This is a genomic window from Streptomyces sp. NPDC006552 (assembly GCF_040611655.1).
Lineage (GTDB): Bacteria > Actinomycetota > Actinomycetes > Streptomycetales > Streptomycetaceae > Streptomyces.
Genome location: NZ_JBEXOS010000001.1, coordinates 236,416 through 255,053, shown reverse-complemented (window position 1 = coordinate 255,053; position 18,638 = coordinate 236,416). Strand labels below are relative to the sequence as shown.

Sequence of the window (18,638 nt, the reverse complement as noted above, 5' to 3'; positions counted from 1 at the left end):
GTCGAGCCACGATCGCTGCGCAGCGCCGCTGCTGTCAGCCGCCGATGACCCGGTCCACCGCGTCGCCGATGGCGCCTGAGATCAGCCCGTCCAGCCCCAACTGGTCGATCAGGGTGAAGATCCCGGCGATCAGGATCATCAGCCCCGCATACTCCACGAACCCCGCGCCCGCGTCCCGTCGCGTCCCGCGCAGGCGGTCGGTCAGTGCACTCGTCCACGTCTCCCACGCCCCGAGCACTCGGTCCTTGATCACGGGAACCCCCTTCCGCCACGTCCTGCGAGGCAACCAGAACACCACACGCAACGTACGCGAAGAGCGACCCTGCGCACCTGGTTTCGTCGGATAAGAGGCCGGGCTTGACCGGAAGTTGTCCGGGTGGTTGCCGGGGTGTCATCGCGGGTCAGCTCCCCTCGTCGCCCTCTCGCCGGTTCCCCGGTCCGGGCCAACTGGCGTACCCGGAAACGGAGTTCGCACGTGCCAACCTTTGCTTCCCGCCACTGTAGCCAGTTCCGCCGGGACAGAGGAGGCTTTCAACGTCCCAGTACCGAACCGAAGTCGGTGCCGGAGCCGAGGAACATGCCCGTCGCGATCAGGATCATGGTCGCGGGGAGCATGAAGACCAGGGTCACCATCGTTGCCTTCGGGATGGTCTTCGCGGCGCGGCGGCGGGAGTTCTGGGCGTCGGTGCGGCGCATGTCCGTGGCCAGCTGGATGAGGGTGTCGGCGATGGGCGAGCCGAGTTCCTCGCCCTGTTGCAGCGCGGAGACGAACTGGGCGACCTGCTCGGAGGCGTTGCGCCGGCGCAGTTCGTCGAAGGCCTGGCGGCGCGGGACGCCCATGTCCATCTGGCGCAGGGTGATACGCAGCTCGTCGGCCCACGGCCCCTCGTACTTCTCGGCCACGCGGTCCAGCGCCTGGCGGAAGCCGAGGCCCGCGGAGACGACGACCGCGAGGACGTCGAGGAAGTCGGGCAGGGTGCGGTCGATGACCTCCTTGCGTTCGCGTACGGCCTGCCAGATCAGGGCGTCGGCGGCCAGCGCGCCGAAGGCGAGGGTGAGCAGGGCGAGGAGCGGGCTGCCGTTGGAGAGGAAGACCAGGGCCATGACGATGCCGAAGAGGCCGTAGACGGCCCGGCGCGCGCCGTAGCGGTCGATCGTGAGGCCGCCGGGGTTTCCCGCCATGTCTATCTTGCGGCGCTTGGCGTCCACGCGGCGCGGGCCCATCAGGCGCAGCACCAGCGGCGCGAAGCGCATGCCCAGGCGGTCGACGGCCGAGCCGGCCGTGGAGACGCGGGTGGCGCCCACTTCGAGGGCGAGGGCGAGGTCGCTGGGGACCTTGGCCTCGGCGCGGTACATGCGTACGCCCGTGAAGATCCCGAGCACGGCCGCGCCCGTCACCAGGGCGAGGAGCAGGCCGGCGAGCGGTGTCGGCATCGCTCAGACCTCGATCTTTCCCAGGCGGCGGATGACGAAGAAGCCGATGGCGTACAGCCCCAGGGAGATGAGGATGAGGGTCTGGCCGAGGGGGGAGCCGGTCACTTTGGCGAGGGCGCCCTCGTTCGAGGAGTTGATCAGCAGCAGGGAGCCGAGGCCGAGGAGCGGGACCGTGAAGGCCGTCGCGTTCACCTCGGAGAGCATCGTACGGATCTCGCGCCGGGTCTCCTTGCGGTCCTCCAGGGTCTGCGTGAGGTTGCGCAGGGAGGAGACGACCGTGCCGCCCGCCTTGTTGGCCAGGACCAGGGTGGTGACGAGGACGATCAGCTCGCGGGAGGGGAGGCGGGCGGCCAGTTCGTCGAGGGCGTCGTCGACCGAGCGGCCGAGGGCCAGCTGGTCGGCGACGCGGCTCAGCTCCTCGCCCGCGGGGGCCTCCAGTTCCTCGGCCGCCATCGCCAGGGAGGTGCGCAGGGCGAGTCCCGCGGCGGTGGCGTTGGCCAGGAGCCGTGCCACGTCGGGGAGTTGGTTGATGAACGCCTCGATGCGCTTCTGCCGCTGCCAGTTGAGGAAGATGACCGCCGCCCAGACGGCGACCGCGCCGGCGATCGGGCCGAAGAACGGCGCCAGCGTCGTCGCCGCGAGCACCCACAGGGCGGCGCCGGCCGCGGCCACGTAGACGGAGAACTCGCCCGCCGTCAGGGCCAGGCCGGTGGCGGAGAGCCGCAGGTGCACGGCGCGGCCCAGGCGCGTGCGGCGCAGCCGGCGGTCGACCGTGCCGAAGCGGCGCGCGCCGCCGGGCCCGCCGGCGCGGCCGCCCCCCTGGTAGCCGTCGAGCCGGTCGACCAGGGCCTGCCGCTGGGCCCGCCCGGAGGCGTAGACATGGACCCCCGCGACGGCGAGTGCGCAGGTCACCAGGGTGGCGCCGAGGGCGATCAGCGCGGGGTGCGTCATGCCGCACCCCGCAAGCGGACGGATGTCATCCCGTGGCCTCTCTCGTGTGGCGTACGTCGACGGACTCCACGACCCCGAACGCCGGCGGGACCGCCTCCCCCGCCACGTAGAGCCGGTCCGCGACGCGGCGGGGCAGTGGCAGGTGCTCGTAGTAGCCGTGGACCCGGCGCCGTTCGAGGTCGGTGGCGCCCGACACGTAGGGCTGGGCGACGAAGCGGGTCACCGTCGCGATCGTGAACTGTTCACGGCCGTGCGAGACGAGCAGCGCGATCTCGCTGACCCGGCGGGAGCCGTCGGCGTGCCGGGTGAGCTGGACGAGGACGTCGACGGCCGAATTGATCTGGTCGCGCAGCGCCTCGAAGGGGACGTCGACCTCGGACATGGAGCCGAGGGTCTGCAGCCGGGTGAGCGCGTCCTCGGCGGTGTTGGCGTGGACGGTGGCGAGGGAGCCGTCGTGGCCGGTGGACATGGCCTGGAGCATGTCGAGCGTCTCGCCGCCGCGGACCTCGCCGACGATGATGCGGTCGGGGCGCATGCGCAGGCTGTTGCGGACGAGGTCGCGGATGGTGACCTGGCCCTTGCCCTCGACGTTCGGGGGCCGTGACTCCAGGCGGATCACGTGGTCCTGCTGGAGCTGGAGTTCGGCGGAGTCCTCGATGGTGATGATGCGCTCGTGGGCGGGGATGAGCGCGGAGAGGGCGTTGAGGAGGGTCGTCTTGCCGGAGCCCGTCCCGCCGCTGACGATGACGTTGCAGCGGGCGCGGACGAAGGCGGCGAGGAGCAGCAGCATGTGCTCGTCGAGCGACCCGAGGCCGAGGAGTTCGGTGAGGCTGTACGCGCGCGGGAAGCGGCGGATGGTGAGCGTGGCGCCGGTCAGGGAGAGGGGCGGGATGATCACGTTGACGCGTTCGCCGGTGGGCAGGCGGGCGTCGACCATCGGGTTCGACTCGTCGACGCGGCGGTTGACGGTGGAGACGATGCGCTCGATGGTCTGCATCAGCTGTTCGGCGGAGGCGAAGCGGAGGGGGAGCTGCTCCACGCGGCCCGCCCGCTCCACGAAGATCGCGTCGGGGCCGTTCACCATGATCTCGGTGACGGAGGCGTCCGCGAGGAGCGGTTCGAGGATGCCGAGGCCGAGGGCCTCGTCGACGACGCGGCGGATCAGCTGGGTCCGCTCGGTGGCGGAGAGGACCGGGCCCTCGCGGCTGATGATGTGGCCGAGGACGCGCTCCAGGCGGACGCGGCGGTCCGCGGCCTGGAGCGTGGACATCTCCGCGAGATCGATCTCCTCCAGGAGCTTGGCGCGGTAGACGGCGATCAGCCCCTCGTCGCGGTCCGGGGGCGTGCCGGCGCCCTCCGGTGTGCCGCGGGTGGCGACGACCCGGGATCGTAGGCTCATCGTCAGCTCCCGTCGTCGTACTTGTCGTTGGGCATCGTGGCGGTGCGGTGGAGGTCCCAGCCGTCGAAGAGGGGGATGATCGCGTCCACGTGCACGGTGACGGTGCAGGTGATGGTGGCGTCGCCGCCGCACCCGCCCAGGCTGGGCTGGAGCCAGGCGCTCGTGGAGGCGGTTGCCGCGGCCGCGGCCGTGCCCGGGGTCAGGGACTCCGCGCGGGCCGCGGCGCGGGCGGCGCTGCCCGCCTGGTTCGCGCCGTAGCCGACCAGGCCGAGCTGGATCGCGGCCATGCCGATGACGAGGAGGAAGGGGAGGAAGCCGGCGAACTCCAGGATGGACACGCCTCTGTCGCCTCGCGGGTGGCGTCTGGCCAGGGGTGGGTGCGTTGTCGGGTGCGGGCGCGTCGTGGTTGCTCGCGCAGTTCCCCGCGCCCCTGACGGGGCGACGCCCGAGGGTTCGTCGCCGGGTGACCCGCTCGTCGTGGCCGGGCGCGCAGTTCCCCGCGCCCCAGCGGGGCGCTTCATTGATCGGCCGCTTTCTCGGTTGCCGCGCCCGCCTCGCCCGTGACGCTCCAGCCGGGGTCCACCCCGGGGAAGAACAGGGGGACGTCCACCGTCACCGTCGCCTTGAGCACCGGGCCGCCCGACTCGGGGCAGGAGATCTGCGCGTCCTGCCAGGCCGTCGGCAGGTGGGACTTGCCCGCCGACGTACAAGCGCCCTGCCCGTCCCCGCCGGAGGCGTACGCGGACGTGGCCGCCCGCGCCGCCTCGTCCGCCGCGTTCCCGGCGAGCGAGTACGTGTAGCCGTACAGCACGCACTGCCACATCAGCGCCATCACGACGAGCACCAGCGGGAACATCGCCGCGAATTCCAGCGTGACCGCTCCCTTGTCGCCGCGGCGCCGCGACCGGCGGCCGCCCGGGTCGGGGGCGGGGGCGGCGACCAGGCCGAGTTCGCCGGCCAGGGCCCACAGGGCCTGTTTGACGGTGGAGCGGTTGTCGAGGTCCTGCATCCGGCCGGCGTCGACCGCGGCCTGGAGTTCCTTGTAGGCGGCCGGGACGGAGGTGCGGGCCGTCCGTGTGCCGGTGACCCGCTCGACGAGGGAGGGTTGGATCTCGGCGGAGCGCGCGTTGCGGTTGACGACCGTGAGGGTCTCCTCGGCCTTGCGGATCTGGAGCCGGTCCCAGAGGCGGACCATGCGTTTGGCCGCGCGGACCGCGACGACGTCCGGGGTGACGAGCAGCACGGTCTGGTCGGCGAGTTCGATCGCCGCCGCGTTGGCCGCGCCCATCTGCGTACCGCAGTCGACGACCACGACCTCGTAGCGGGCGCGCAGGGCGTGCACGACCTGGCGGGCGACGCGGTCGGTGATCTCCTCGCCCCGTTCGCCGTCGGCGGGGGCGAGGAGCAGGTCGATGCCGGTCTCGTGGGTGAAGACGGCGTCCTGGAGGACGCGCGGGGTGATGTCGCGGATGGCGGCGAGGTCGGCGACCGAGCGGCGGAACTGGACGTCGAGGTAGGAGGCCACGTCCCCGGACTGGAGGTCGAGGTCGAGCAGGGCGACCGAGCGGCCGGACGCGGCGGCGGCCAGGGCGAGCTGGACGGCGGCGAGCGTGGTGCCGACCCCGCCCTTGGCGCCGGCCACGGCGACGACCCGGCCGCCGCCGCCCGCGGGCGTCAGCTCCGCGCCGGTTCCGCCGGCGAGGTGGCGCCGCATCCCGGTGGACCAGGCGGCGGCCGCGTGGACGCGTTCGGCGAGGGCGTCGTAGCCGAGCGGGACCGCGACGATGCCGCGGGCCCCGCTGTCCATCGCTGCGGTGAGCAGCGCGGGGCTGGTGTCGGCGGTGGCGAGGACGACGCCGACGGCCGGGAAGCGCAGGACGAGGTCGCGGATCAGGTCGAGGGCGGGTACGGGCCCGATGCGTTCGTGGACGAGGACGACCTCGGGCAGCTCGTCGAGCGACTCGGCGGCGAGTCCGGCCAGGGTGTCGAGCAGGGCGGTGCTGTCGGCGACCGGCGGGGCGGGCTCGGTGTCGGGGAGCTGGGAGAGGAGCGTGACCAGGGCGCGGGCGGCCTCCGGGTCTCCTGCGGCGGGGAGGATCCTTGTGGTCATCGGCGCGTTCCCTTCGCGGGCGCCGGCCCACGGGACACGGGGCCGCGGCCCGGGCCTCGCTCCTCGCTCGCCGGCGGGGCTCGGTGCGGTGCTGGACGGGCTCGGTCTGCTGCCGGCATGCGGGCGCCCCTCACTTGTCCTCGTCCAGCGTGTAGGACCGGTCCCCCGGCGCGATCTTGCCGTCGTCGCCGGGCGCGACGAGTGCGAGCCGTACGTGCGTGGCGAACGACTCGGCGTAGGCGACCCGTTGGGCGTCGGCGGCCCCGAGCGCGAAGGTGATCGGCACGGCCTCGCCCTGGCGGCGAGCGGTGCTGCCGGAGCCGTTCGCGCCCTGCTGGTCGATGGGGGTCAGCTTGCCCACGTCGATGACCTCGGCGTTCTCCACGATGACCTGGGAGCGGTCGCGCTGTTTGTCGTTCTCGGCCTTGAAGGTGGCGTAGATGTTCACCTTCGCGCCCGGGTCGATCTTCCCGGCGACGCCGGTCTCCGCGTCGATCATGATGGCGATCTCCTGCTGTCCGGCCGTGAGCCGCGGCCGGGCGACGATCATGTCCCTCTGGAGCAGGGACCCCTTCTCCAGCTGGGTGACGGCGATCTTGCCGCGCAGCTCGCGGAGGTTGCGGACGGCCGTCTTCGACAGCCACCGCTTGGGCATCTCCACCTTCTCGAACTGGTCGTCCGTCAGCTCCTTGTAGGGCGCCACGTCCTGCTTCAGCCGGTAGGCGGTCACTTCAGGTCCCACCTTCGCGTTCACGTCGCGGATCACGGAGAGCACGCCGGCGAACGCGCCGAGGGCAAACAGGACCGAGACGACCAGGAGAACGACGCCGCGGCGCTGACGTGAATTCATGGACCGGAGAACCTCGTGGGTAGGCGGGCGGGGGGCTGGGGCGGGCGGCGGTCAATGGTGGTGGGCGCGGGGCAGTGCGGCCCGGCCCGGCCCGGCGGCCGGGGTGAGCGCGGGGCGGGCCGCGCCAGCGCGCCCGGCGGGGGCGTCGGCGGCGAGCGGGGCGGCGCAGAAGCCGCAGCGGTCGCCGATGAGTTCGAGCCCGCACCAGTGGCACGTCTCGCGCCGCACGGACGACACGAGCTGGTAGAGGACGGAGATGTCGGGGATGGCGGCGGCGAACTCGACGATCCGGCCCGGGCCGCCGCCCCTGGCCGTCGCCCACCAGCGCGGCGACTCGGCGGGCAGCTGCGTCTCGCTCGCGCCCGACACCCGCCAGGCCGGGGCGAGCACGCCGGTGACCCAGTCGGTACCCTGCTGACCTGCGGCGTAGTACAGCCGGGTACCGAAGGAGGGGCCGCTCGGCGGCGGGGAGTCGGCGCCGGTGACGCGCAGGAGCTGCGGCTGCGGGGAAGCGACGACGGCGAACTGGGTGCCCGGCGACCACGACTTGGCGTGGGCCTTCAGCGAGACCGGGACGCGGTCGAGCCGGGCGACGGAGCCGAGGAGGGCGCCCGCGTGGACGTAGTGGGCGAGCAGCCGGCCGGCGGAGGCGAGCACGCCCGGGCTGAAGTCGCAGATCGACAACTGGCGCAGCTGCAGGGCGAGTACGGCGAGGCCGAGCGGCGGGAGCGCGGGCCGCAGGATCGCCATGCGGTCGCTCTCCAGCACGGAACGGACGGCGTACAGGCGGTGCACGACCGCGTCGGGTACGGACTGCGGGCAGAGCACAATCACATAGCCGTGCTGCTCGATCAGTGTGTGGACGTCCGTGAGCGCGCGGTCCAGCGGGTACGCGCCGGGGTCCCCGCCCACGGGCAGCACGACGGCGGTCGGCGTGTGCCGGTCCGGCGACGCGAGCACCAGGTCGGGGTCGGTCACGGCGATGGCGGTCGGCACGCGTGAACCCCCCGGTAGCTCTGCGCTCCTGCGGACGCTGCCCGGCACGGCCGTCCGGGCAGGGCCCCCTGACGGCACTGACCCGTTCTGGCCCTGCAGTGTTCCTGCCTGAGCACCATATCCACGCGGGCGCCCGGCAACACCCCACTTCGCAGGGTTCACGGTCCGTCCCGCGTGCGTGCAGGGGGAGTTGGCGCGGAAGCATCGGCGCAAACCCTTGACATCGGTATTGGTCTGGACCAGTTTGGTCGCCCAGCAGCTGCTTCCCCCCTCACCTCACCTCCCCCACCCCGGTGCCGGGAGGCCTTCCCCCCACATGGAGGCAGAAATGACGCGACTCGGCGCGCTCATAGGCGCGTTCACCGCGGCGGCGCTCGCCACGACCGGGCTGCTCGCGACGGCCGGCACGGCGGACGCGGCCCCCACCGCGGCCGCCGCCCCAGCGGTGCCCGCCCACGCGGTGACCGGCTACTGGCAGAACTTCGACAACGGCGCCACCGTCCAGGAACTGGCCGACGTCCCGGCCGCCTACGACATCATCGCGGTCGCCTTCGCGGACGCCACCACGACACCGGGCGCGGTCGGCTTCACGCTCGATTCGGCGGGCCTGGGCGGGTACACGCAGGACGCATTCAAGGCGGACATCAAGGCGAAGCAGGCCGCGGGCACGTCCGTGGTCATCTCGATCGGCGGCCAGAACGGCACGGTGTCGGTGCGCGACTCCGCCTCGGCGGCGAACTTCGCGGACTCGGTCTACGCCCTCATGCAGGAGTACGGCTTCGACGGCGTCGACATCGACCTGGAGAACGGTCTCGACTCGACGTACATGGCGCAGGCGCTGAAGTCGCTCGCGGCCAGGGCGGGCAGCGGTTTCGTGCTGACGATGGCGCCGCAGACCATCGACATGCAGTCGACGTCCGCCGAGTACTTCAAGACCGCGCTCGCGGTGAAGGACATCCTCACGGTCGTCAACATGCAGTACTACAACAGCGGTTCGATGCTGGGCTGCGACGGCAAGGTCTACAGCCAGGGCTCGGTGGACTTCCTCACCGCGCTCGCCTGCATCCAGCTGGAGGGCGGCCTCGACCCGTCCCAGGTCGGCATCGGCACCCCGGCGTCGAGCAGCGCCGCCGGCAGCGGCTACGTGGCCCCGTCCGTGGTGAACGACGCCCTCGACTGCCTGGCCGAGGGCACGCACTGCGGCTCCTTCAAGCCCGCGCGGACCTACCCCGGCATCCGCGGGGCGATGGCCTGGTCCACGAACTGGGACGCCGCGTCCGGCAACGCGTGGTCCTCCTCGGTGGGCGCGCACGTACACGGCCTGTAACTCCCCGGACCGGCAGCGCCGCCGCTCCCCCGGCGGCGCTGCCCGCACGCCGCCTGTCTAGGCTCTCCGCCATGACCTTCGGCCCGCCGCCCGCCGGTTTCGGCGACCCCGTCCCCGCGCAGGATCCCGCCCGGACGGCGCCCTCGCCGACGGAACGCGCCCTGTACGAGGCCAAGGCGCGGGGCGACTGGGCGGCGTACTACGAGACGCTGGCCGCGGTCGAGCTGTACGTGGAGCTGCGCCCCGACAAGGCCGACGACGAGGCGTTCTACCCCCTCTTCCATCACGACCCGCGCACCGGCGGCCGGTGGCTCCACCTGTACACGACCGGGATGCTGCCCGTCCCGGACCCGCACCACCGCTTCGAATGGGCGAGCCTCCACTGGCTGGCCACCGCTCCCTGGGCCACGGGCCCGAACCCGCCGGCCCTGGTCGTCGGCCCGGGCACCCCGTACGAGGCGGTCCTGGCGCCCCGGCCCCCGCACAGCACGGCCTGGACGCAGGCCGCCGCCCGGGCCGGCACCCCCCGCTACACGATGTGCCTGCGCGCCCTGCACGTGGGCGGCGCCCTGCACGGCCCTGTCGCGCACGGCCTGGCCCTGGGCGCGCTGCTGTCGGTCACCAACGGCGAGTTCTGGAACACCATGGCCCATCACGGGGAGGGCTACCGGACCGAGCGCGAGCGGCTGCGCGACTGGTGGGGCGTGACCAGCCGGCCGGACTGGCTGAGCATGCTCCATCAGCTGCTCGCCGTCGAACAGCGCAGTGACGTCTGGGAGTTCGCGCTCGACCTGCGGCACAGCATCGCCCGCGACTTCGGCGGCCAGGTCGACACCGCGTACTGGAAGCAGGCCGCCGCCAAGGTCCTGCGCGCCCGTGCCGAGCCGCGCACCGTCCTCACCGAGGACGGCGTGACGACCGTCGAGCCGCGCCCCGCGGGCGAGGTCGCCGCGGAGATCGAGGGGGTGCACCGGCTGATCGGCCGCATCGCCCGCTACGAGGCCCGGATGCGCGCCGACGGCCTGCTCGCCGAGGGCCGCTACGTCACCTCCGTCGACGCCTGGGACCTGGGCCGGGCCCCGAACATGGCCCGCTGGGGCCTCGCCGCCCGCTTCGGCACGCTGGAGGAGGCCGAGTCCGCGGTCCGCGCGGCGAGCGCCGCCGCCACCCGCTCCTACCGCTCCTGGCAGGACTTCTCCGCCGGGTACGCCCTCGGGCGCCGCCTGCATTTCGACGACGAGGAGTTCGGCACGTGGTACGAGCAGATGGTCTCGGCCCACCACATCCTGATGGCGGACCCGGGGAGCCCATGGCGGAACATCCCCTTCAAGTGACCCGGAGCCGCCGGCTCAGAAGAACTCCGACCACGGCTGATCCCAGATCTGCTGCACGCACAGGATCACGAAGAGCAGCCCGGCCACCGCGAGCATCCCGTTGGACAGCCACCCGTTGCGCCAGTCCGCCGGTGTGCGGGCCGTGTTGAGGAGCCAGATCAGGGTGAGGGCCAGGAACGGCATGAAGGCCGCGCCGAGGACTCCGTAGAGGATGACCAGGCGGAAGGGCTGGCCCTGGAAGAGGAGGACGATGGGCGGGAAGGTCAGCCAGAGCAGGTAGATGCGGAAGGGCCAGCCGCGGTCGCGGTCGCCGCGCGCCACCTCCTCGCCCGTGACGCGCGCCGAGCGGTGGCGCTCCACGAAGTCCGCGAACATCAGGCTCACCCCGTGCCAGACGCCGATGAGGGACGTGAAGGACGTCGCGAAGAAGCCGATCAGGAAGAGCTTGGCCGTCGCGACCCCGTACTGCGCCTCCAGGATCTCCGTCAGATCCAGCAGGCCCTTGTCGCCGCCGGCGATCGCCGTGTGCGAGGCGTGCAGGAGCTCCGCTCCGACGAAGAGCATCGCCACCACGAACACGCCCGTCGTGAGGTAGGCGACCCGGTTGTCGAGCCGCATCACCTTCATCCAGGACGTGGTGGTCCAGCCCTTCGCGTTGACCCAGTAGCCGTACGCGGCAAGGGTGATGGTGCCGCCGACGCCGCCGATCAGGCCCAGCGTGTTGAGGACCGAGTCCTTCTCGTCGGGCAGGACCGGGAGCAGGCCCGCGACGGCGTCGCCGAGGTTCGGGGTGACGCGCACGGCCAGGTAGACCGTGATGACGAACATGACGCCCACCAGGACCGTCATGACCTTCTCGAAGACGTCGTACTTGTTGAACCAGACGAAGACCAGGCCGACCAGCCCGCACAGGATCGCCCACGGCTTGATCGACCAGTCCGCCGGGAAGACGTCCGGGAAGAGTGCCTGGAGCGGGAGCGCGCTCGACGACATCGCCGCCGCGCCGTAGACGAAGCCCCAGATCACCACGTAGACGACGAAGAACCATGTGGTCCAGCGGCCCAGGCTCGCCCAGCCGTCGAAGAGCGTGCGGCCGGTGGCCAGGTGCCAGCGGCCCGCCGCCTCGGCCAGGCTGATCTTGACGAGGCAGCCGAGGACCGCGGCCCACAGCAGGGTGTAGCCGAAGTTGCTGCCCGCGACGAGCGTCGCGACGAGGTCGCCGGCGCCGACGCCGGTCGCGGCGACGACGATGCCGGGGCCGATATAGGTCCAACTGGACTTCCGGGGGCCGGTGTCCGTGCCGGAGGAGGGGGTGGGGGTGCCCGTGCTGCCTGTGCTGCCCGTGGTGTCCGCCATGACTACCAAGGGACCGCAAAGCGGCCCCGGCGGCAAGAGGGCCGGCCGGAACGGTCGCCCGGCCGGGCCGCTCGCACGTCCGGGGCCCCGGCCCCGGCTCAGTCCTCGAAGTACGCGTCCAGCGCCTTGTCCAGTTGCTCGGTCCACTCGGTGAGGCGGGACTTGTCCGCGGCCTCGACGTCGTTCGGGTACCAGCGGCTGTTGGGCGTGTGGACCGTCACCGTGAGGCGCTTGCGGGACGTGCCGTACTCGACCGCGCTGATCTCGTCCCAGGTGAACTCCGCCTCCTGGTCGTCGAGGGTGAACCGGACGCCGGTGGCGTCGACGGTGATGGACCCGCGGCGGTCCTTCGCCGCAAGGACCGGCCCGTCCTTCACCACAGCCTCGGCGTCCTCCGCGACGTCGGCGGCCCCGGCATCCTCTGCCGCCTGCGTGGCCTGCGCCGCCTCGGGCTCCTCGTCCCGCGTCCCCTCCTTCCCCACCTCGTCGGAATCCGTGACCGCGTCCTCGGCGACCGCCTCCGGCTCGGGAGACGTCAGGCCGGGAACGTACGCCGGGTCGAAACCGGCACCGGTGACGGGCGTGACCTTCTGACTCTCCATACGCTGCTCCACGGGCGGAAGTATGGCGGACAAGGCTGTGCGGCGCCTCCCCCGGGCCCCCGCGACCTGTTGCGATTTCGGATCATTGGCTTGACGTGCCCCTTACTCACCCCTGCTACTTTCGACGGACAAGCACGCGACACGGGGGTGTACGCATGGCGTGGGACGAATGGGAAGAGCTCAAGGCCGCGGCGGCGGAACGGCAGCGCACCGGCACGGGCACACCGGTACATACCCGGCTGAACCAGCTGGCGCCCAGTGGCGGCGGGGGCGGCGCCCCGGACATCGCCATCAGGACCAAGGGCGTGCACGGGGCGGCGGACGACACCGAGACGCTCTCCCGCCAGGCCATGAAGCGGCTGAGCCACTCGCTGGACGCCAGCGACGCGGTGGCCACGGCGCACCCGGGGAACGGCTGGCTGAGCCCCGCCCAGCTGAAGCTGTGCGCCGCGAACTGGGAAGGCCAACTCGTCTCCCTGGCCCGGCAGATGGGCGACCTCAGCGCCCAGCTGAAGGACTCGGCGCACGGGTACGACAAGGCGGACGCGGAGGCCGAGGCCCGGCTGCGCGCGGCCGTCCAGGACCTCGGGCAGGTGTGACATGGTCTCCTACGCCGGGGTCGACAGCGCCGCGCCCGCCAAGTGGAAGTCCGCTTCCGACGAGTGGCACGCGCTCGCCAAGTACGCCTTGGACGCCGCCAAGGACCTGCGGGACTACGGTGTCAAGCCGCTCGCGGAGAACTGGACCGACGAGGTCGGCAAGGCCGCGGCGGGCAAGTTCGAGAAGCTGGCGAACCAGTTCGAGGTCGCCTACGACATCCTGCTCGCCGTCGACATGGTCACGGACGGCGTGACGACCGCCATCGAGACCGCCCAGAGCACCCTGCGCGAGGCCCGCGAACTCGCCGGTCACTACGGCCTGACGATCGGCGCCGACGGCACGATCACCGGCCCGCCCGTGCACAACCGCACGGAGGCCGAGGAGATGGGCCCCTACCGCACGCAGGTGAAGGACCTGATCGACCAGGCGGTGGCGCAGGTGACCACCGCCGACGGCCTGGCTGCGGCGCAGCTGGCCAGGCTCGCGGCGCAGACCGGGCTCACCGACCCGGACAAGGCGCTCAACGAGTTCCAGACGGACGCCTCGCACGCCCAGATGCAGATGCTCGCCGCGGACATCCCGGTCGGCCAGGACCCGGTGACCGTACGGCAGTGGTGGGACGGGCTGACGCCGCAGCAGCGCACGGACCTGATGCGCGCCGAACCGGTGCTCGTCGCGAATCTCGACGGCGTCCCGGACGACGTGCGCGCCCAGATGCGCGGCAACGGCAAGTACGACCGGGTGAAGCTGGTCCAGTACGCCCTGGACCACTGGAACACCGCCGACCCCACCGACTTCGGCAACAACTGCACCAACTTCGTCTCGAACGCGCTGCACGAGGCGGGGATGAAGGAGAAGACGTCGTTCTGGTGGGGCACGACGGACGACGACGGCTGGATGATCGGCAACCGGACGGGCGTGGACGCGGTCGACAAGCGCCTCGCGTACTCCGACAACTGGGCGGCCGCCGAGAACAACCAGAACTTCATGCTGCGCCACGGCGGACACGAGATCGCCCGCCCCGACGTGCAGCCCGGCGACATCATCTACTACGAGCAGTCCGGCCCGAACGACTCGATCGGCCAGGGCACCACGCACCACGCGGCGATCGTCACCGCGGTGATGCCGGACGGCGAGATCAAGTACACGCAGCACAGCGACTCGTACCAGAACGTCAGCCTGGAGGGGCGGATCAACGCCACCGAGAAGCACGAGGGCGCGCAGAACCTCCGGATCGTCCGGCCCGACCCCGACTGGTACTGATGCAGTGATGGAGACGATGAACCGCACCACCACGACCCCCGCCCGCACCGGTCCGCTCGTCGCGGCCGTCGTCCTGACCGTGGTCTCGGCGGGCCTGCTGGCCGCGCACTTCTCCTTCGACGGGGACACCTACCAGAACTGCCGGTACCTCGGCCCGTCCACGCGGATGTACGTCACCGCGTGGGCGGGTCCGCTGTGCGGCGTCGCCGCGCTGGTGCTGGCCGCCAGGTCCGGCCCGCGCAGGCCGGGGGGACGGGCGGCGGTCGTGTGTGTGGCGGCGCTGCTGCTGCTCGCCCAGCTCGCCGCGCTGTACTGGGTGTACGGGTCCGACCCGGCCGGCGGCGCCGACTGTTCGGGGCTCGCGGCGCTCGCGCGCTGAGACGCGCCGGTGCGGGGCGCCGTAGGCACCCCGCACCGGGCCGGACACAGCCGTGGACGGCTAGACGAAGAGGCTGACCACGCCGGCGACCACGAATCCGGCGACGGAGAGCACCGACTCCAGGATCGTCCAGGTGCGCAGGGTGTCGCGCTCGGTGATGCCGAAGTACTTGGCGACCATCCAGAAACCGCCGTCGTTGACGTGCGAGGCGAAGATGGAGCCCGCGGAGATCGCCATGATGACGAGGGCGGTGAACGCCTGCGAGTAGTCGCCCTCGGAGAGCAGCGGGGCCACGATGCCGGCCGTGGTGACGATGGCCACGGTCGCCGATCCCTGGGCGACGCGCAGCACCAGCGAGATCAGGTAGGCGAGGACGATGACGGGCAGACCGACGTCGTTGAAGGTGTCGGCGAGGGCCTGCGCGATGCCGCTGGCCTTGAGGACCGCGCCGAAGATCCCGCCCGCGCCGACCACCAGCAGGATGTTGCCGACCGGCTTCAGGGAGGCGGTCGAGACCGTCTCCAGGGACTTGCGGGACCAGCCGCGCCGGATGCCGAGCAGGTAGTAGGCGAGGAGCAGCGCGATGGTCAGCGCCACGAAGGGGTGGCCGAAGAACTCGATGACCGAGCGGCCCGTGGAGGGGTCGAAGGCGATCGAGGAGAAGGTGGCCAGCAGGATCAGGACCAGCGGGGTGCCGATGATGGCGAAGACGACGCCGAGCGCGACCGGCTTCTCGGTCGGGGTGACGCCGGAGGCGCGCTGCTCGGCCTGGAGGGAGGCCTTGGCCTCCTCGGCGGCCTCGACCATGTCCTGCGGGACGGGGACGAAGATCCGCTTGCCGATCCACGCGGCCCAGCCCCAGGCGGCGAGCACGGCGGGGATGCCGCAGACGATGCCCATGAGGATGACCCAGCCGAGGTCGACGTGGAGCAGGCCCGCAGCGGCGACGGGGCCGGGGTGCGGGGGCAGGAAGGCGTGGGTCATCGACAGGCCGGCAAGGAGCGGCATGCAGTACAGGATGATCGACTTGCCACCGCGCTTGGCGGCCGCGTAGACGATCGGCGCGAGGACGAAGATGCCGACGTCGAAGAAGACGGGGATGCCGAAGATCAGGCCGGTCAGGCCCATGGCGAGCGGGGCGCGCTTCTCGCCGAAGAGGTTGAGGAGGCGGGAGGCGAGCACCTCGGCGCCGCCGGAGACTTCGAGGACCGCGCCGAGCATGGTGCCGAGGCCGATGATGATCGCGACGTGGCCGAGGGTGCCGCCCATGCCGGACTCGATGGTGGAGACCGCGTCGGACTTCTGGACGGTGCCGAAGAGTTCGGTGACGGACAGGCCCGCGCCGAGGCCGACCGCGATGGAGACCGCGAGGAGGGCCACGAAGGGCTGGAGTCTCGCCTTGATGATCAGGAAGAGGAGCAGCACGATGCCGAGCGCGGCGATCGTCAGCAGGCCCGCGGTGCCGTCGATGATCGTGAGGATGCCGCCGGTGTGCGGTGGTGCCTCGGTGGCGGCCGCGAGCGGGGCGGCGGCGGATATGGGGAGCATGGAGGTCCTCGTAAGGGCATGTGTGTTTCTGGGCAGGGGGGATCGCGGTGCGGCGCATCACGTCGATGCGCCGCACCGTGACGACGTACAGGGGTGGAGACGGTGCTCAGCTCAGCGGCTGAAGGTACGGCTCAGCCGAGGACGGCGAGCGCGTCGATCTCGATGAGCAGGCCCGCCGGGAGACCGACGTAGACCGTGGTGCGCGCGGCGGCGGGGGCGGTGAGGCCCTGCTCCTCGAAGTACTCGTTGTAGATCTTGTTCATCTCGGCGAAGTGGTCGACGTCCGTGAGGTAGACGCGCATCATCATGACGTCGTCCCAGGTGGCGCCGCCCTCTTCGAGGATCGCCTTGACGTTGGCGAACGTCTGGAGGGTCTGCTCCCTGAGGGTCGGGCCCGCGGGGGTGGGGGCCTTGCCCTCCTCGGCGGGGAGGAAACCGACCTGCCCGGCGACCTGGAGGATGTTGCCCTTCTTGACGCCGTGCGAGAACTTCGCGGGCGGGGTGGTGTGCGTCGCGGGGGTGAGCGCGGTCTTCTCGGTCATGATGAACTGGCTTCCTTCTGGGGGGTGTTACCGGTGGTGCCGGTGGTGCCCGGGGTCGCGGGCCCGGTGCCCGAGTAGTCCCGGCTGATGGCTTCCGCCGTGCGGCGCACCAGCGGGAGCAGGGTGAGGAGTTCCTCGGCGGTGACGACGACGTTCGGCGCGGAGACCGACATGGCGGCGACGACGCGGCCGTCCGCGCCGCGGACCGGGGCCCCGACGCAGTTGATGGATTCCTCGTGGCCACCGAGGTCGGTGGCCCAGCCCTGTTCGCCCACCTTCTCCAGCTCGCGCAGGAACGCGGCGGCGTTGGGGGTCGAACGGGACGTGTACAGGGGGTAGTCGAGCCGCTCGGCGACGGTGCGGCGCTCGGCCTCGGGGAGGTCGGCGAGGAGCAGCTTGGCGACGGCGGCGACCGTGATGGCGACCGGCTTGCCGATGCGCGAGTACATGCGCACGGGGTAGCGGCTCTCCACCTTGTCGATGTAGAGGACCTCGCTCTCCTCGTAGACCGCGAGGTGGACGGTGTGCCCGCACTTCTCGTTGAGGCCGACGAGGTGGGGGTGGGCGATCTCGCGGACGTCGAGGTTCTCGACGGCTTCCTGGGCGAGCGCGAAGAGGCGGGCGCCGAGCCGGTAGCGCTGGTCGGACTGGCGGTGGACGAGGCCGTGCTCGTGCAGGGTGCGCAGCAGGCGCAGCGCGGTGGACTTGTGCACGCCGAGCCGGTCGGCGACCTGCCCCAGGTCGGCGGGTCCCTCGGCGAGCAGCGGCAGGATGCTGAGCGCGCGGTCGACGGTCTGGCTCATGGCGTACGTACCTCCTCGGCGGCCTCGTGTGCGGCGGAGGTCCACCCGGGGCCGAGGTGCAGTCTCCCCCACGCGGCGCCGTCCAGGGCGACCAGCCGGTCGGCGTGGGCGCGGTGCGGGGGCGCGGCGAGGTCGCCGGGGACGGTGAGGGCGGCGGCGGCCCACAGGTGGCCGTGGCGCAGCCGGGCGGCGGCGGGCAGGCCGCGCAGGGTGGCGGAGAGGAACCCGGCGGCGAAGGCGTCGCCCGCGCCGACGGCGGCGACGACGTCGACGCGCGGGGCGGGTGCGAAGTGCCGGCCGCCGTCGCGGTCGTAGGCGACGGCGCCGTCGGCGCCCCGCTTCACGACGAGCAGGGCGGGCTCCGGCAGGGCGGCGCGGACGGCGTCGGGGCCGCCGGTGATCCCGAAGGCGTCCTCGGCCTCGTCCTCGCCGACGAAGACGAGGTCGGCGCGGCGGGCGAGGTCGAGCAGGACGCGGGCGGCGCCGGGCTCGGCCCACAGGCCGGGGCGGTGGTTGACGTCGAACGAGACGAGGGGGCCGCCCGGGGTGCCCGGCATGAGCCTACGGAGAAGGGTGAGGCAGTCCTCGGAGAGGGCGGCGGTGATGCCGGACAGGTGCAGGATGCGGCCGGCGCGCAGCGCGTCCAGGTCCATGGTCGCGGGCGACATGGCGGAGGCGGCGGACCCGGCGCGGTAGTAGGCGACCTCGTGGGCGTCGGTGGCCCGGTCGCCCGCGGTGCGGAAGTAGATGCCGGTGGGGCGGGCCGGGTCGCGGCGCACCCCGGAGACGTCGACGCCGTACGCGCCGATGGCCGCCACCAGGTGGTCGCCGAAGCCGTCGGCGCCGACCCGGCTGACCCAGCGCGCGCGGTGGCCGCCGGCGGCCAGGACGCAGGCGAGATTGGACTCGGCGCCGCCGATGCCACGCTCGAAGGAGGGCACGTCGGCGAGGCGTCCCGGGACGGAGGGTACGAACGTGACCATGGACTCGCCGAGCGCGACGACGTCGGGCGCGCTGACGTCGGATGCGCTGTGCGGGGCTGCGGGTCCGGTGACGGTCACGGGGGTCGGTCTCCTCACGGCGTGGGGGCCAACAGCTCCGTTGACCCGGCGTTGGCTCGGATGTTAGACAGCAGTAAGCGACA

At 72.3% G+C, this 18,638-nt stretch carries 19 protein-coding genes; 5 read left to right on the top strand and 14 right to left on the bottom strand.

Translation table 11 applies throughout. From position 1 onward, the window contains the following. Positions 1–34: 34 nt before the first annotated feature. The 8 genes from ABZY33_RS01115 to ABZY33_RS01080 all read right to left on the bottom strand — a co-directional run bounded on the left by ABZY33_RS01115 (position 35) and on the right by ABZY33_RS01080 (position 7,740). Positions 35–238 carry a hypothetical protein gene (locus ABZY33_RS01115; protein WP_356489351.1) on the bottom strand — a complete coding sequence of 68 codons (204 nt, stop codon included), beginning with the start codon at positions 236–238 and terminating at the stop codon, positions 35–37. Positions 239–531: 293 nt separating this feature from the next. Then, the gene (locus ABZY33_RS01110; protein WP_356489306.1) at positions 532–1,434 is read right to left on the bottom strand and encodes a DUF5936 domain-containing protein; all 903 of its coding nucleotides are present in this window, start codon (positions 1,432–1,434) and stop codon (positions 532–534) included. 3 nt (positions 1,435–1,437) lie between these two features. Next, complete coding sequence (locus ABZY33_RS01105; protein WP_356489305.1) at positions 1,438–2,385, bottom strand: type II secretion system F family protein; 948 nt, start codon at positions 2,383–2,385, stop codon at positions 1,438–1,440. 25 nt (positions 2,386–2,410) lie between these two features. Then, positions 2,411–3,784 (bottom strand): CpaF family protein, encoded by a 1,374-nt coding sequence (locus ABZY33_RS01100; RefSeq protein ID WP_356489304.1) that lies wholly within the window; start codon positions 3,782–3,784, stop codon positions 2,411–2,413. 2 nt (positions 3,785–3,786) lie between these two features. Next, the gene (locus ABZY33_RS01095; protein ID WP_356489303.1) at positions 3,787–4,122 is read right to left on the bottom strand and encodes a TadE/TadG family type IV pilus assembly protein; all 336 of its coding nucleotides are present in this window, start codon (positions 4,120–4,122) and stop codon (positions 3,787–3,789) included. Positions 4,123–4,301: 179 nt separating this feature from the next. Beyond that, positions 4,302–5,894 (bottom strand): AAA family ATPase, encoded by a 1,593-nt coding sequence (locus ABZY33_RS01090; RefSeq protein WP_356489302.1) that lies wholly within the window; start codon positions 5,892–5,894, stop codon positions 4,302–4,304. A 130-nt stretch (positions 5,895–6,024) separates the two neighbouring features. Further along, on the bottom strand, positions 6,025–6,744 hold the full coding sequence (gene cpaB, locus ABZY33_RS01085) for a Flp pilus assembly protein CpaB (RefSeq protein ID WP_356489301.1): 720 nt from the start codon (positions 6,742–6,744) through the stop codon (positions 6,025–6,027). Between the two features lie 51 nt (positions 6,745–6,795). Then, positions 6,796–7,740: a hypothetical protein gene (locus tag ABZY33_RS01080; RefSeq protein ID WP_356489300.1), complete on the bottom strand. Its 945-nt coding sequence runs from the start codon at positions 7,738–7,740 to the stop codon at positions 6,796–6,798. Positions 7,741–8,056: 316 nt separating this feature from the next. Here ABZY33_RS01080 and ABZY33_RS01075 point away from each other — a divergent pair, with 316 nt between their 5' ends. Both ABZY33_RS01075 and ABZY33_RS01070 read left to right on the top strand, forming a co-directional pair. Then, on the top strand, positions 8,057–9,067 hold the full coding sequence (locus ABZY33_RS01075; protein WP_356489299.1) for a chitinase: 1,011 nt from the start codon (positions 8,057–8,059) through the stop codon (positions 9,065–9,067). Positions 9,068–9,138: 71 nt separating this feature from the next. Then, a complete protein-coding gene (locus ABZY33_RS01070; RefSeq protein WP_356489298.1) occupies positions 9,139–10,401 on the top strand; it encodes a DUF1266 domain-containing protein in 1,263 nt (420 codons plus the stop codon). Positions 10,402–10,416: 15 nt separating this feature from the next. Here the strand turns inward: ABZY33_RS01070 and ABZY33_RS01065 are convergent, their stop codons facing one another. Together ABZY33_RS01065 and ABZY33_RS01060 are read right to left on the bottom strand one after the other, a co-directional pair. After that, positions 10,417–11,757, bottom strand: coding sequence for an Nramp family divalent metal transporter (locus ABZY33_RS01065; protein ID WP_356489297.1), 1,341 nt, complete (start codon positions 11,755–11,757; stop codon positions 10,417–10,419). 98 nt (positions 11,758–11,855) lie between these two features. After that, the gene (locus tag ABZY33_RS01060; RefSeq protein WP_356489296.1) at positions 11,856–12,371 is read right to left on the bottom strand and encodes a hypothetical protein; all 516 of its coding nucleotides are present in this window, start codon (positions 12,369–12,371) and stop codon (positions 11,856–11,858) included. Between the two features lie 143 nt (positions 12,372–12,514). On the opposite strand from ABZY33_RS01060, the gene ABZY33_RS01055 reads away from it, so the two are divergent. Genes ABZY33_RS01055 through ABZY33_RS01045 form a run of 3 tightly spaced genes read left to right on the top strand, consistent with a single transcriptional unit; the run spans position 12,515 to position 14,601 of the window. Further along, positions 12,515–12,958 carry a hypothetical protein gene (locus ABZY33_RS01055; protein ID WP_356489295.1) on the top strand — a complete coding sequence of 148 codons (444 nt, stop codon included), beginning with the start codon at positions 12,515–12,517 and terminating at the stop codon, positions 12,956–12,958. A gap of 1 nt (position 12,959) precedes the next feature. After that, entirely contained in the window at positions 12,960–14,222 is a 1,263-nt protein-coding gene (locus ABZY33_RS01050; protein ID WP_356489294.1) for an amidase domain-containing protein, read from the top strand. A 7-nt stretch (positions 14,223–14,229) separates the two neighbouring features. After that, the gene (locus tag ABZY33_RS01045; protein ID WP_356489293.1) at positions 14,230–14,601 is read left to right on the top strand and encodes a hypothetical protein; all 372 of its coding nucleotides are present in this window, start codon (positions 14,230–14,232) and stop codon (positions 14,599–14,601) included. A 60-nt stretch (positions 14,602–14,661) separates the two neighbouring features. Here ABZY33_RS01045 and ABZY33_RS01040 read toward each other — a convergent pair whose 3' ends face one another. From ABZY33_RS01040 to ABZY33_RS01025, 4 genes are all read right to left on the bottom strand, one after another. Further along, on the bottom strand, positions 14,662–16,149 hold the full coding sequence (locus ABZY33_RS01040) for a gluconate:H+ symporter (protein ID WP_356489292.1): 1,488 nt from the start codon (positions 16,147–16,149) through the stop codon (positions 14,662–14,664). 131 nt (positions 16,150–16,280) lie between these two features. Further along, positions 16,281–16,691, bottom strand: coding sequence for a RidA family protein (locus ABZY33_RS01035; protein WP_356489291.1), 411 nt, complete (start codon positions 16,689–16,691; stop codon positions 16,281–16,283). Next, on the bottom strand, positions 16,688–17,494 hold the full coding sequence (locus tag ABZY33_RS01030; RefSeq protein ID WP_356489290.1) for an IclR family transcriptional regulator: 807 nt from the start codon (positions 17,492–17,494) through the stop codon (positions 16,688–16,690). Before ABZY33_RS01030 ends, ABZY33_RS01035 begins: the two co-directional genes overlap by 4 nt. Next, positions 17,491–18,555, bottom strand: coding sequence for a sugar kinase (locus ABZY33_RS01025; RefSeq protein ID WP_356489289.1), 1,065 nt, complete (start codon positions 18,553–18,555; stop codon positions 17,491–17,493). The genes ABZY33_RS01030 and ABZY33_RS01025 overlap by 4 nt, the downstream gene beginning before the upstream one ends. Between the last annotated feature and the right edge of the window lie 83 nt (positions 18,556–18,638).

Bases quoted from the DNA above. Each gene is read 5' to 3' on its own strand.
- ABZY33_RS01110 (WP_356489306.1), bottom strand. From the start codon at position 1,434: ATGCCGACACCGCTCGCCGGCCTGCTCCTCGCCCTGGTGACGGGCGCG.
- ABZY33_RS01105 (WP_356489305.1), bottom strand. From the start codon at position 2,385: ATGACGCACCCCGCGCTGATCGCCCTCGGCGCCACCCTGGTGACCTGC.
- ABZY33_RS01100 (WP_356489304.1), bottom strand. From the start codon at position 3,784: ATGAGCCTACGATCCCGGGTCGTCGCCACCCGCGGCACACCGGAGGGC.
- ABZY33_RS01090 (WP_356489302.1), bottom strand. From the start codon at position 5,894: ATGACCACAAGGATCCTCCCCGCCGCAGGAGACCCGGAGGCCGCCCGC.
- cpaB (WP_356489301.1), bottom strand. From the start codon at position 6,744: ATGAATTCACGTCAGCGCCGCGGCGTCGTTCTCCTGGTCGTCTCGGTC.
- ABZY33_RS01075 (WP_356489299.1), top strand. From the start codon at position 8,057: ATGGAGGCAGAAATGACGCGACTCGGCGCGCTCATAGGCGCGTTCACC.
- ABZY33_RS01070 (WP_356489298.1), top strand. From the start codon at position 9,139: ATGACCTTCGGCCCGCCGCCCGCCGGTTTCGGCGACCCCGTCCCCGCG.
- ABZY33_RS01065 (WP_356489297.1), bottom strand. From the start codon at position 11,757: ATGGCGGACACCACGGGCAGCACAGGCAGCACGGGCACCCCCACCCCC.
- ABZY33_RS01055 (WP_356489295.1), top strand. From the start codon at position 12,515: ATGGCGTGGGACGAATGGGAAGAGCTCAAGGCCGCGGCGGCGGAACGG.
- ABZY33_RS01050 (WP_356489294.1), top strand. From the start codon at position 12,960: ATGGTCTCCTACGCCGGGGTCGACAGCGCCGCGCCCGCCAAGTGGAAG.
- ABZY33_RS01045 (WP_356489293.1), top strand. From the start codon at position 14,230: ATGGAGACGATGAACCGCACCACCACGACCCCCGCCCGCACCGGTCCG.
- ABZY33_RS01040 (WP_356489292.1), bottom strand. From the start codon at position 16,149: ATGCTCCCCATATCCGCCGCCGCCCCGCTCGCGGCCGCCACCGAGGCA.
- ABZY33_RS01035 (WP_356489291.1), bottom strand. From the start codon at position 16,691: ATGACCGAGAAGACCGCGCTCACCCCCGCGACGCACACCACCCCGCCC.
- ABZY33_RS01030 (WP_356489290.1), bottom strand. From the start codon at position 17,494: ATGAGCCAGACCGTCGACCGCGCGCTCAGCATCCTGCCGCTGCTCGCC.